Consider the following 12937-nt stretch of genomic DNA (forward strand, 5'->3'; position numbering starts at 1 on the left):
CTTCTCCCGTTTGCAAATAGTGCGTAGGTGATTTGAGCCGCAGGCTCGGCAGGGGGCGGCGCCCCCTGCAGTTCGTTTACGACAGGCCCGACCATGACCGCAGATTATGACACTCTTGCCAAGACCATCGCCGCGCTGACCGAAGGCGAGACCGATCCGATCGCGCTGATGGCCACGGTCGCCTGCGAGGTTCATCATGCCGACGACCGCTTTGATTGGACCGGTTTCTACCGCGTCACCGAACCCGGAGTGCTGAAGATCGGGCCTTATCAGGGCGGCCACGGATGCCTGGTGATCCCGTTCTCGCGAGGGGTCTGCGGGGCCGCGGCGCGCACCGGCGAGGTGCAGTTGGTTCCGGATGTGGACGCGTTCGACGGGCATATCGCCTGTGCGTCCTCGACCCGGTCGGAACTGGTTCTACCGGTGCGGGACGGCGCGGGCCGGATCATCGCCGTGTTCGATATCGACAGCGACCAGCCCGATGCGTTCACCCAGGCCGATGCGGATGCGCTGTCGCAAATCCTCGCGCAGGTCTTCGGGCGGATCTGAGGCTTACTCCGGCTCGATGCCCGTCGCTTCCAGTTTGGTGTCCGGCTCCACGTGGATGATAGTGCGGGCCTCGGGCAGCTTCTCGGCAATGGCGTCCTCGATCGCGTCGCAGATGTCATGCGCCTCGCCCACGGACATGTTGCGGTCCACCACCAGGTGGAATTCGATGAACACCGCCTTGCCGGCCCGGCGCGTGCGCAGGTCGTGGATCTGCAACGCGCCTCGGGACGAGTTGCGCACGGCCTCTTTGATGATGTCCGTGTCGTCGCTGTGCGCGGCCGAATCCATCAGGTCGCCGGCTGAATGAAAGATGACCTTCCAGCCCTCGCGCAGGATGTTGGCGGCGACCAGAATGGCCAACAGCGGATCGAGAACGACCCAGCCGGTCAGCAGCACCAGCACAAGCCCCAGCAAGACCCCGGCCGAGGTCCAGACATCGGTCATCAGGTGACGTCCGTTCGCCGTCATGGCCGGTGACCGCCGCTGCTCGCCCGCTGCGATCAGCACCCGCGCCCAGATCAGGTTCAACACCATGGCCGCGGCGTTGACCGCCAGCCCGACCGGCCCAAGCTGATCGAGATGTGGGGCGAACAGCGCGCCCCATGCCTCTTGCAGGATCAGGATCGCGGCCAGCACGATCAGGGTGCCCTCGGCGATGGCCGAGAAATTCTCGGCCTTGTGGTGCCCGAACGGGTGGTTGGTGTCGGCCGGGCGCTCGGCCATGCGGATGGCAAACCAGGCCAGCAGTGCGGCCACGACATTGACCAGCGACTCCATCGCGTCGGAATACAACGCGACCGAACCGGTCAGTCGCCAGGCCCAGATCTTGAGCGCCAGCACCAGCAATGCAACGGCCACCGACCCGATGGCCAGCGACTGGGAGGATGTTCTGTCGATCATGCCGCAGCTTTGCCCGATCCGGCCCGCGATTGCCAGTTCAAGCCGCGCCCTGCGTCATATACAGCCACGCCGCGGCGACCTGCAGCAGCACGATGGCATACAGGCTGACCCTGATCCGCGATTTGCGGGTCTTGTGGTTGAACACCCAACTGCCCAGCAGCGCACCCGGACCGCCGCCCAGCAGGGCCAGCCGCAGCAACCACCGCTCGGGCACACGCCGCCTGCGCCGGCGCGCCTGCAGCTTGTCCCAGCCGAAAACCACCAAGGTCAGCCCGTTGATGGCCCAGAGATATGCGATAGCGATCCACATGTCCGCGCTTTACCCGAGTGGCCACATGTTCGGAAGTGAAAAACCGCTTGGTTTTTTCATCGATTCGGGTCATCGTGAAAATATGCGCAAAAATTTCACGAGGGTGACGTGGACGATCAGGGTCAGACCGGGGCGACATTGGGGGCTGACATCCGGGCCTTGCGCAAATCGCGCGGGCTGACGCTGACGGATGTGGCCAAGCGGCTGGATCGGTCGGTCGGCTGGCTCAGCCAGGTCGAGCGCGATCTGTCCGAGCCGTCGATTTCCGACCTGCGCCAGATCGCCGAGTGCCTCGGCGTGCCGATGTCGATGCTGTTCGCGCACACCGGCGTAACGCCGGACGAACTGGGCTATGTCGTACGCGCCGGATCGCGCCGCCCGATGGGCTCGGGCGAGGAGGGGCTGATCGAGGAACTGCTCTCGCCCGATCTCACCGACGATTTCGAGATGGTGCATTCCACCTTTCAGCCTCGCTCGCGGATGCAGACCCCGGCCGACCGACCCACGCAAGAGGTGGGCTACATGATCTCGGGCTGCCTCGACCTGACGATTGGCGGGCGCAGCTTCACCGTCGGGCCGGGCGACAGTTTCCGCATCAAGCACGAACCCTATCACTGGTCGAACCCGTATGATGAGCCAGCGGTGGCCATCTGGGTCATCGCCCCGCCGGTCTACTGATGAGCTTCGAGGCCTGGACCATATTCGCGCTGTTCTGGGTGGTGTTCGTCACCACGCCGGGGCCGAACGCGGTCAACTGCATCTCGAACGGGATGAGCCTGCCTTTTCCCAAGGCGATGCTGGGGGTGCTGGCGATCCTGACACAGGCCAGCGCCTTTCTGATCCTCTCGGCGCTGGGGGTGACGGCGCTGATCGCGGCCTCGCCCACCGGGTTCTTCATTGCCAAGCTGATCGGGGCGGGGTTCCTGATCTGGCTCGGCGTGCGCGGCTGGATGAATGCCGGCAGGCCCGCGCCCGCCGCCGAGCGTCCGGCGCGGCATGTCTATCTGCACGCGCTGGCGGTGGCGACGATCAACCCCAAAAGCGTCGCGGGCTATCTGGCTGCGTTTTCGCAATTCGTGCAGCCCGACGTGCCGATCTGGCAGCAGATGGCCGTGATCGTGCCGACCGCGCTGACCATCACCACGCTCAGTTACACGGGCTTTACCCTGCTGGGCGCACTGATGGGCAAGGCGGCGCTGGGGGCGGTGTTCAACACATGGGTGCGCCGGGTCATGGCCACCTGTTTCATCATCTACGGGGTCTTGCTGGGCACCAGCGCGACCCCGGCAGGCAAAACGTGATGCCGCTCGCGGCAGTCTGACAGGGAGCAAAAACCTATGAGTGATTTTCCGACAAAGGCCCGCGTGGTCATCATCGGCGGCGGCGTGGTGGGGACCTCCTCGCTGTATCATCTGGCCAAGAAGGGCTGGACCGACTGCGTTCTGCTGGAAAAGAACGAGCTGACCGCCGGCTCGACCTGGCACGCGGCGGGCAACGTGCCGACCTTCTCGACCTCGTGGGCGATCATGAACATGCAGCGCTATTCGACCCAGCTGTATTCGCGCCTGGCAGACGAGGTCGACTACCCGATGAACTACCACGTCACCGGCTCGATCCGGCTGGCCCACAGCAAGGAGCGGATGCAGGAATTCGAGCGCGCCGCCGCCATGGGCCGCTATCAGGGCATCCCGATAGAGATCTGGACGCCGGAACAGGCCAAGGAGCGGTACCCGTTTCTGGAACTGCACGATCTGGTCGGGGTTCTGTACGACCCGACCGACGGCGATATCGACCCGGCGCAGCTGACCCAGGCGCTGGCCAAGGGCGCGCGCGACATGGGGCAGAAGATCATCCGCTTCTGCCCGGCCACCGGCGTGACCCAGCATGACGACGGCACCTGGACCGTGCATACCGAGAAGGGCGACATCGACTGCGACTATGTCGTCAACGCCGCCGGTTATTACGCGCAGCGCGTGGGCGAATGGTTCAAGCCCTTTGGCGGCCGCACCGTGCCCGCGATGGTCATGAGCCACCAGTATCTGCTGACCGAGGAAATCCCAGAAATCGAGGCCTGGTCCAAGAAAAACGGTGGCAAGCTGCCGCTGCTGCGCGACGTGGATGTGTCCTACTACCTGCGGCAGGAAAAGAACGGCTTCAACCTCGGCCCCTACGAGCCCAACTGCAAGGGCCACTGGATGACCGAGGACGACCCGATGCCCGAGGATTTCAGCTTTCAGCTGTGGAACGACGATCTGGACCGGATCGAGGACATCGTGACCGACGCGATGGAGCGGGTGCCGCTGATGGCGACCTCGGGCGTGGGCCGCGTGATCAACGGGCCGATCCCCTATGCGCCCGACGGCCTGCCGCTGATCGGCCCGATGCCCGGCGTCAAGAACGCGTTCGAGGCGCATACCTTCACCTTCGGCATTGCCCAGGGCGGCGGTGCAGGCAAGGTGCTGGCCGAGTGGATCGTGGATGGCGCCACCGAATGGGACATGTGGGCCGTCGATCCGCGCCGCTATACCGACTACACCGATCAGGACTACTGCAACCAGAAAGGCATGGAGGTCTATGGCAACGAATACGCCATGCACTTCCCCCGTCACGAATGGCCCGCCGCGCGCGACAAGAAGCTGTCGCCGTTGCATGCCAAGGTCAAGGAACTGGGCGGCGTCATGGGCGTCTACAACGGCTGGGAGCGCGCCAACTGGTTCGCGCAGCCGGGCGACGACACTTCCGAGGAAAGCACCCACACCTGGGGCCGTTCGGGCCCGTGGGAGCAGCGGATCAAGGAAGAATGCGTGGCCGTGCGCGACCATTGCGGCGTGCTTGACCTGCCGGGTTTCTCGCGCTTCGTCGTCAAGGGCGAGGGCGCGGCCGAGGCGCTGCGCGGGCTGATCACCGGCGGCCTGCCCAAGGTGGGGCGGATCAACCTGGTCTACATCGCCGACAATCGCGGCCGCATCCTGACCGAGATGTCCTGCATGCGTCTGGGCGAGGATGACTTCGTGATGATCACCGCCGCCACCGCGCAATGGCACGACCGCGACATCATTGTGAACGCGATGCCCGCGGGCGTCACGGTCGAGGACGTGACCACCACCCGCGACACGTTGATTGTGACCGGGCCAAAATCGCGACAGATCCTGTCGGGCCTGACCGATGCCGACCTCTCGCTGGGCTGGCTGACCCATCAGGCCGCCACCGTGGCCGGGCAACCCGCCCACCTGATCCGCGTGTCCTTCGCCGGTGAGCTGGGCTGGGAGGTGCATGCGCTGAACGAGCACATGCCCGCGATCTATGACGCGATCCTCGCCGCGGGGGCCAAGCCGTTCGGCATGTATGCGTTGAACAGCCTGCGCATCGAAAAGGGGTATCGCGCGTGGAAGGGCGATCTCAGTACCGACTACTCGCTGCTCGAAGGTGGGCTTGAACGTTTCATCAAGTTCGACAAGCCGCAGGATTTCCCGGGCAAGGCCGCGTTGCTGGCGGAAAAGCAGCAGGGCGTCAAGAAACGCTTCGTCACCCTGATCGTCGAGGCCGGAGACTGCGACGCGCCCTACATGTCCTGCATCTGGAAGGATGGCGAGATCGTGGGCGAGACCACCTCGGGCGACTGGGGCTATCGCGTGAACGCCTCGATCGCGCTGGGCATGGTCCGCAGCGATCTGGCGGTGCCGGGCACCGAGCTTCAGGTCGAAATCTATGGCGAGAAGTGTCGCGCCGTGGTTCAAGAGGACAAACCCCTCTGGGACCCCGAAAACGAACGCCTGCGAGCCTGACCTCTGGCCCGGCCCGCCGTTGTCGAAAGGACAAGACCAATGAGCAAGACCATGCAGGGTGTCTATCTGACCCGGCACGGCGGGCCCGAGGCGCTCGAATGGCGCGAAGACATCCCTGTTCCGGTCCCAGGGCCGGGGCAGGTGCTGGTCCGCGTGGCCGCGGCCGGCGTCAACAACACCGACATCAACACCCGCATCGGCTGGTATGCGCCAGAGGTGACCGGGGCAACAGATGCGGTCGATCAGGATGTCGAGGCCGGAGGCTGGGGCGGCGCCCTTTCGTTCCCGCGCATTCAGGGCGGCGACCTGTGCGGCATCGTCGAACAGGTCGGCCCCGGTGCCGGGTTCAAACCGGGCCAGCGCGTGACCTGCCCGATCAACCTGCCGCGTCCCCGGCCCGGCAACCCGACCGGGTTCATCGCGCTGGGCTCGGAAATCGACGGAGCCTTTGCGCAGTATTGCCTGCTCGAGGCAGACGACCTCTATGACGTCACCGCCTCGCCCCTGTCGGACGTGGAAATCGCCGCCATCCCTTGCGCGTTCGGCACAGCCGAAAACCTGCTGAACCGCGCAGGCGTGACCGCAGGGCAGAAGGTGCTGATCACCGGCGCCTCGGGCGGCGTCGGGCTGGCGGCGGTGCAACTGGCCGCCCTGCGCGGGGCCTCGGTCGCGGGCGTCACCAGCGCGGCCAAGGTGGATACCGTCCGGGCGCAGGGCGCTTCGGAAACCTTCGAGCGCGACGCACCGCTGCCGCGCGACGCGTTCGACGTGGTGATCGACGTGGTCGGCGGCCCGGCCTTTCCCGGCCTGATCCGGGCGCTGAAACCGGGCGGTCACTATGCTGTGTCCGGCGCCATCGCCGGGCCGATCGTGCAGGCCGACCTGCGCGAGATCTACCTGCGCGACATCACCATCCACGGCTGCACCCATCAGGCCTTCGAGGTCTTTGGCCGGCTGGTCGAGATGATCAACGCAGGCCGGATCCGGCCGCTGGTGGCGAAAACCTACCCCCTGCGTAACATCGCCAAGGCGCAGGAGGATTTCCAGTCCAAGGCCTTTCCGGGCAAACTGGTGCTAATACCCTAAGGAGTTGCATATGAGCGATATCACGCTGCTGGATGGCTCGATCGGGCAGGAACTGGTGAAACGCAGCGGCGACCGGGCGACGCCTCTCTGGTCCACGCGGGTGATGATCGACCACCCCGACCTTGTGGGCGAAGTCCATGCCGACTATTTCCGGCGCGGCGCCACTATCGCGACCACCAACACCTACGCCGTGCACCGCTCGCGCCTTGTGAGGGTGGACATGGAAGACCAGCTGCCCGCCTTGATCGACACCGCGCTGGCCCAAGCCGAACGCGCCCGCGCCGGGTTCCCGCAGGGCCGCATCGCGGGCTCTCTCGGCCCTTTGCTGGCCTCGTACCGCCCAGATCTGAACCCCGACCCGGTTGAGGCGGCGGAAAAATTCCGCGAGCTCGTGCAGATGATGGCCGACCACGTCGATCTGTTCCTGATCGAAACCGTCTCGTCAGTGCAGGAGGCCGAGGGCGCGCTGCGCGGCACCCAAGGCTGCGGCAAACCGGTCTGGCTGGCGCTGACCGTGATGGATGACGACGGCGCCCGCCTGCGCTCGGGCGAGCCCTTGGCCGACATCGCGCCCCTGGTGGACCGCTACGACCCCGAGGCGGTTCTGATCAACTGCTCGCGCCCCGAGGCGATCCCGGCGGCGCTCGACATCATCAAGGGCTTCGGGCGGCCCTTCGGCGCCTATGCCAACGGCTTCACCCGCATCTCCGAGGGGTTTCTCAAGGACGCGCCCACCGTGGACGCGCTGGAGCAGCGGCAGGATCTGGGCCCAGAGGCCTACGCCGATCACGCGATGGGCTGGGTCGCGCAGGGGGCCACGATCGTCGGCGGCTGCTGCGAGGTCGGCCCCGATCACATCGAGGCACTGGCGGGCCACCTGCGCGCGGCGGGTCACCGGATCGTCTGAGGGGGAAGGCTTGGCAGAGCGGACGGCACCCTTTCCCGAACGGCAATGGCAGGTGGACATCCTCGTCGCCGACGGGTTCGTGCTGACTGAACTGGCCGGGGTGGCCGACGTGCTGCGTATCGCCAACCGGGTCTGCCCGGTGCCGCCCTTCACCTATACCTACCGCTCGCTCAGGGGCGGCACGATCGCCTGCCGCGCCGGGGCTTATGTCGAGACCGAGCCGGTGATCCGGCAGCCCACTGCGGATTACCTCTTCGTCATCGGCAACACCGACCCGGACCACCCCGACCTGTCGCTGGCGCGGGTGATCTCGGACTATACCCACCGCGGCGCGCAGGTCTTTCTGCTGGCCGAGGCCGCCAGCCGCTACATCAAGGACAAGGGCGCCGAGGATCACGCGACGCATTGGGAAAACGCCTCGTTCCTGCGCGAACGCGGGGCGGGATTCAACGCCAAGTTCTCGATCGCGACGGAACATGGCCCCGTCGTCACCTGCGCCGGAATGGGCGCGACCGTGGATGTGACGCTGGCGCTGATCGGCCGGCATGTCTCGGGCGCGGCCAAGATGACCGTCGCCGACATCATGCTGCATGAAAACATCCGCGATTTCGGCTCGATGCAGCCCTTCTCGGGCGTCAATGCGACCACCACCGGCGACGACAAGCTGGACCAGTGCATCAAGATCATGCAGGCCAATATCGAAGACCCGGTGCCGATCAACGAGATCGTCGCGGCCCTCGGCCTGTCGAACCGCTCGCTGGAGCGCAAGTTCAAGACCTATCTCGGCGCCACGCCCAACGGATTCTATCGCGAAATGCGGCTGGCCAAGGCCAACAACCTGCTGCTGAACACCACCATGAGCGTGCGCGAGATCGGGCTGGCCTGCGGGTTCCCGAACGGGTTCTCGACCATCTACAAAAGCGTCTACGGCGTTACCCCCTTCGTCATGCGCCGTCAGAGGCGCACGCCCGGCTCACGGTGATTATCGCCGGTTTCGTGACGTTTTTGATGGATTTCCTGCCGCCTTCCCGTGGCAGACTTCGCGCAAGACCCAAGATTCGGAGACATCGGAATGGTTGATCTTCCCAGCAAGGCCCGCGTGGTCATCATCGGCGGCGGCGTGATCGGATGCTCGGTCGCCTATCACCTGACCAAGAAAGGGTGGAAAGACGTGGTGCTGCTGGAACGCAAGCAGCTGACCAGCGGCACCACCTGGCACGCGGCGGGCCTGATCGCCCAGCTGCGCGCCACCGCCAACATGACCAAGCTGGCGAAATACAGCCAGGAACTCTACGGCTCACTCGAAGAGGAAACCGGCGTCGCCACCGGCTTCAAACGCTGCGGCTCGATCACCGTGGCGCTGACGGAGGAGCGCAGGGAGGAGATCTATCGCCAGGCCGCAATGGCCCGCGCCTTCGGAGTCGAGGTCGAGGAGATCTCGAACGAGCGGGTGGCCGAACTGTATCCGCATCTCAATCTGGATGGGGTCAAGGGTGCGGTCTATCTGCCGCTGGACGGGCAGGGCGACCCGGCCAACATCGCGCTGGCGCTGGCCAAGGGCGCGCGTCAGCGCGGCGCCATCGTCAAGGAGCGGGTAAAGGTCACCGACATCGCCAAACAGGGCCGCCGCGTTACGGGTGTGGACTGGGTGGCTGATGATGGCAGCGCCTCGGGCCATATCGAGTGTGACATGGTGGTCAACTGCGCCGGCATGTGGGGGCATGAGGTCGGCCGCATGGCGGGCGTGAACGTGCCGCTGCACGCCTGCGAGCACTTCTACATCGTTACCGAGAATATCGAGGGCCTGACCCAGCTTCCGGTGCTGAGGGTGCCGGACGAATGCGCCTATTACAAGGAAGACGCCGGGAAAATCCTGCTGGGCGCCTTCGAGCCCAGCGCCAAGCCCTGGGCGATGGACGGCATCCCCGACAGTTTCGAGTTCGACCAGCTGCCCGAGGATTTTGACCATTTTGAACCGATCCTCGAGGCCGCCTGCAACCGCATGCCGATGCTGGCCGAGGCGGGGATCCACACCTTCTTCAACGGCCCCGAGAGCTTCACGCCCGACGATGCCTATCACTTGGGCCTTGCGCCCGAGATGGACAACGTTTGGGTCGCCGCCGGCTTCAACTCGATCGGGATCCAATCGGCGGGCGGCGCGGGCATGTCGCTGGCCGAATGGATGGACAGCGGCGAGAAACCTTTTGACTTGGGCGATGTGGACATCAGCCGGATGCAGCCCTTCCAGGGCAACAGGAAATACCTGTTCGAACGCTCCAAGGAAACGCTGGGTCTGCTTTATGCCGACCACTACCCCTATCGTCAGAAGGCCACAGCGCGCGGTGTGCGCCGGACGCCGTTCCACCACCACCTGAAAGAACACGGGGCAGTGTTCGGTGAACTGGCAGGGTGGGAGCGCGCCAACTGGTTCGCGAACGAAGGGCAGGAGCGCGAATACCGCTACGGCTGGAAGCGCCAGAACTGGTTCGAGAATTCGGCCGCCGAACACCGTGCGGTGCGCGAGAACGTGGGCATGTACGACATGTCCTCCTTCGGCAAGATCCGGGTCGAAGGCCCTGATGCCGAAAAGTTCCTGAACTATGTCGGCGGCGGCGACTATGCGGTGCCCGTGGGCAAGATCGTCTATACCCAGTTTCTCAACCGCCGCGGCGGGATCGAGGCCGACGTGACCGTCACCCGCCTTTCCGAGACAGCCTATCTGGTGGTCACCCCGGCGGCGACGCGTCTGGCGGACCAGACGTGGATGATGCGCCACGCAGGGAACTACAACGTGGTCATCACTGATGTCACCGCGGCCGAAGGCGTTCTGGCGGTGATGGGGCCGAATTCACGGGCCTTGCTGGAAAAGGTATCGCCCAACGACTTCTCGAACGCGGCAAACCCCTTCGGCACCGCGCAGGATATCGAGATCGGCATGGGCCTCGCCCGCGCCCACCGCGTCACCTATGTGGGCGAGCTGGGCTGGGAGATCTACGTCTCGTCCGACATGGCGGGCCACGTCTTTGAAACGCTGCACGAAGCGGGGCAGGAGATGGCGCTGAAACTCTGCGGCATGCACATGATGGACAGCTGTCGGATCGAAAAGGGTTTCCGCCATTTCGGCCATGACATCACCTGCGAGGATCACGTGGTGGATGCCGGGCTTGGCTTTGCCGTCAAGGTGGACAAGGGTTGTAACTTCATCGGCCGCGAAGCGGTGATCGCCCGCAAGGAAAGCGGCCCGAAATCGCGCCTGGTGCAATTCCGCCTGACCGATCCCGAGCCGCTGCTTTTCCACAACGAACCGATCATCCGGGATGGCGAGTATGTGGGCTATCTCAGCTCGGGCAACTATGGTCACACGCTGGGCGGTGCCATCGGTTTGGGCTACGTGCCCTGCGAGGGGGAAAAGGCTGCGGACGTGCTGGCTTCGACCTATGAGATCGACGTGTGCGGAACGAAAGTCCGGGCCGAGGCGTCGCTCAAGCCGATGTATGACCCGAAATCCGAACGGGTGAAGGTGTGACCTGCCGGATTGGTGGGGGCTCTGCCCCCGCCGCCTTCGGCGTCTCCCCCGGGATATTTTCAGCCAGATGAAGTGGGCTCTCCCCTTCTTCATCTGGCCCCAAATATCCCGGAGCGCGAGGCAGAGCCTCGCAAAATATTCTTCAAACAAGGTGGGACGTGTCGTGTCCGATCAAGACCCGTGATGGCCGACGCAACAGAATTCCGTATTTCCTTCGCGGCGCAACCTGCCATATGAACCGGGTACAACGCTCGGAGAACCTGAATGGCGCAGCCCGCATTCACCACCGACTCTGGGGACACGCCCAAGGGGCTGGCCCTCGCCGTCACGGCCTATCTGCTGTGGGGGTTCCTGCCGCTTTACATGAAGGCCATGGCGCATATTTCTCCGGTCGAAGTGGTGGCCCATCGGATTATTTGGTCGGTGCCTGTTGCGGGGCTGCTGCTGATCGCGCTGGGCCGGACTGGCGATCTGAAGGCTGCTCTGCGTGATCCGGGCATGCTGGGAATGGCTTGCCTGACTGCTGCGCTGATCTCGGTGAACTGGGCTATCTATGTCTGGGCCATTGCCAGCGGCAACGCTTTGGATGCGGCGCTGGGGTATTACATCAACCCACTGTTCAGCATTGCGCTGGGGGCGATCCTGTTGCGGGAATCTTTGACGCGCACTCAAAAGATCGCTGTTGGTCTGGCGGCCCTGGGCGTGCTGGTTCTTATCCTCGAGGCCGGGCGCCTGCCTTGGGCCGCCTTGGGTCTGATGATCAGCTGGGGGTTCTATGCCTTTTTCAAGCGGTCTCTGCCCATCGGGCCGAACCAGGGTTTTCTGCTCGAGGTGCTGATCCTGTTGGTGCCGGCGCTGGCCTATGTGACCTGGCTGGGTGCCATGGGCGAAGGGCATTTTGGTTTGGTGGCCAGCGACACTTTGCTTCTGGCGGGCGCAGGAATCGTCACGGCGGTGCCTCTGCTGGTCTATGCCAACGGGGCCAAGATGGTGCGGCTGTCGACCATGGGCATCCTTCAGTACATCGCGCCAACGATGATCTTCATCACCGCGATCACCGTTTTCGGCGAGCAGGTCGACCGGGGACGGATGATTGCATTTCCGCTGATCTGGTCGGCGCTGGTGGTGTATTCACTGCCGATGATCCGGCAGGTGCGCGGTCAGGCCTGATCGAGGATCAACCGAGCCACTTGCTGCGCCCAGAGAGCATAGGCCTTGGGGCTGGGGTGGTACCCGTCCGGTGCCGCCAGGGCCGGATCGTCCGGCAGGTTCAGGGCCAGGTGTCGCGCTTGCGGATACCGGCTCATGGCCTTTTGCAACCCGGTGTCCAGACGCGCCGCTTGTCGGCCCAACACCCAGGCCAAAGGCTGCGGCAAGGCCGGAAAACGCTCCATCTGTGGGACGCCGGTTGCGATGATACGACGGACACCCAGGTCGCGGGTGAGGCAGTCAAACAGATCGGATTGGTGTTTCTGGAACTGTTTGACCGTCGCACCACGGGTCACGTCATTCACCCCAAGCGCGGTGACGGCAACGTCGAAGGAATCGGTCATGTCACTCAGTGCCTCGATCGTGTCCCGCGTGGTGTGACCGGTGGTCGCGATCAGGCGCCACTCGACGCTGAAATGCGGTGCAAGCTGGCGGATCAATTGCCCCGAGAGCGCCTGATCCTGGGTGCCGGCGCCGACGCCCGCCGCCGAGCTGTCGCCGGCAATCAGCAGGCGTAGCCGGGGGCCTTTTCCATGACGCCCCTCGCGCGGGCCGGATGGCTCGGGCAGTCGCAGCGCGCGTTGGCGCACCAGTAAGGCCTGCACCGCCAGCAGCGGAAGCAGAGGCAGTCGGGCGATCTGGTCCACGCCGACGGGGGCAGCCAT

At 64.8% G+C, this 12937-nt stretch carries 12 protein-coding genes; 9 read left to right on the forward strand and 3 right to left on the reverse strand.

All coding sequences use genetic code 11. The features are described from left to right. The first annotated feature begins 93 nt into the window (after nt 1–93). A complete protein-coding gene (locus tag AC2FME_RS07365; protein ID WP_496710743.1) occupies nt 94–549 on the forward strand; it encodes a GAF domain-containing protein in 456 nt (151 codons plus the stop codon). Between the two features lie 3 nt (nt 550–552). On the opposite strand, the gene AC2FME_RS07370 is transcribed toward AC2FME_RS07365, so the two are convergent. Then, nucleotides 553–1449, reverse strand: a complete 897-nt coding sequence (locus AC2FME_RS07370) for a cation diffusion facilitator family transporter (protein ID WP_496800057.1) — start codon at nt 1447–1449, stop codon at nt 553–555. A 37-nt stretch (nt 1450–1486) separates the two neighbouring features. Beyond that, the gene (locus AC2FME_RS07375) at nt 1487–1759 is read right to left on the reverse strand and encodes a DUF1294 domain-containing protein (protein ID WP_496680369.1); all 273 of its coding nucleotides are present in this window, start codon (nt 1757–1759) and stop codon (nt 1487–1489) included. Between the two features lie 108 nt (nt 1760–1867). Here AC2FME_RS07375 and AC2FME_RS07380 point away from each other — a divergent pair, with 108 nt between their 5' ends. The 8 genes from AC2FME_RS07380 to rarD all read left to right on the forward strand — a co-directional run bounded on the left by AC2FME_RS07380 (nt 1868) and on the right by rarD (nt 12233). Next, nucleotides 1868–2437: a helix-turn-helix domain-containing protein gene (locus tag AC2FME_RS07380; RefSeq protein WP_496742456.1), complete on the forward strand. Its 570-nt coding sequence runs from the start codon at nt 1868–1870 to the stop codon at nt 2435–2437. After that, nucleotides 2437–3060, forward strand: coding sequence for a LysE family translocator (locus AC2FME_RS07385; RefSeq protein ID WP_496800058.1), 624 nt, complete (start codon nt 2437–2439; stop codon nt 3058–3060). Before AC2FME_RS07380 ends, AC2FME_RS07385 begins: the two co-directional genes overlap by 1 nt. Before the next feature lie 36 nt (nt 3061–3096). Beyond that, nucleotides 3097–5544, forward strand: a complete 2448-nt coding sequence (locus AC2FME_RS07390; RefSeq protein WP_496800059.1) for a GcvT family protein — start codon at nt 3097–3099, stop codon at nt 5542–5544. 39 nt (nt 5545–5583) lie between these two features. Continuing rightward, nucleotides 5584–6630 carry an alcohol dehydrogenase family protein gene (locus AC2FME_RS07395; RefSeq protein ID WP_496800060.1) on the forward strand — a complete coding sequence of 349 codons (1047 nt, stop codon included), beginning with the start codon at nt 5584–5586 and terminating at the stop codon, nt 6628–6630. A gap of 10 nt (nt 6631–6640) precedes the next feature. Further along, nucleotides 6641–7537 carry a homocysteine S-methyltransferase family protein gene (locus tag AC2FME_RS07400; RefSeq protein WP_496800061.1) on the forward strand — a complete coding sequence of 299 codons (897 nt, stop codon included), beginning with the start codon at nt 6641–6643 and terminating at the stop codon, nt 7535–7537. Between the two features lie 10 nt (nt 7538–7547). Then, nucleotides 7548–8519, forward strand: coding sequence for a GlxA family transcriptional regulator (locus tag AC2FME_RS07405; RefSeq protein WP_496689602.1), 972 nt, complete (start codon nt 7548–7550; stop codon nt 8517–8519). Nucleotides 8520–8609: 90 nt separating this feature from the next. Further along, nucleotides 8610–11063 (forward strand): GcvT family protein, encoded by a 2454-nt coding sequence (locus AC2FME_RS07410; protein WP_496800062.1) that lies wholly within the window; start codon nt 8610–8612, stop codon nt 11061–11063. A gap of 264 nt (nt 11064–11327) precedes the next feature. Next, on the forward strand, nt 11328–12233 hold the full coding sequence (gene rarD, locus AC2FME_RS07415; protein WP_496680381.1) for an EamA family transporter RarD: 906 nt from the start codon (nt 11328–11330) through the stop codon (nt 12231–12233). Here the strand turns inward: rarD and AC2FME_RS07420 are convergent. Then, the gene (locus AC2FME_RS07420; protein WP_496800063.1) at nt 12224–12937 is read right to left on the reverse strand and encodes an SGNH/GDSL hydrolase family protein; all 714 of its coding nucleotides are present in this window, start codon (nt 12935–12937) and stop codon (nt 12224–12226) included. The genes rarD and AC2FME_RS07420 overlap by 10 nt on opposite strands.

This window comes from Ruegeria sp. BHSC026, from assembly GCF_059613065.1.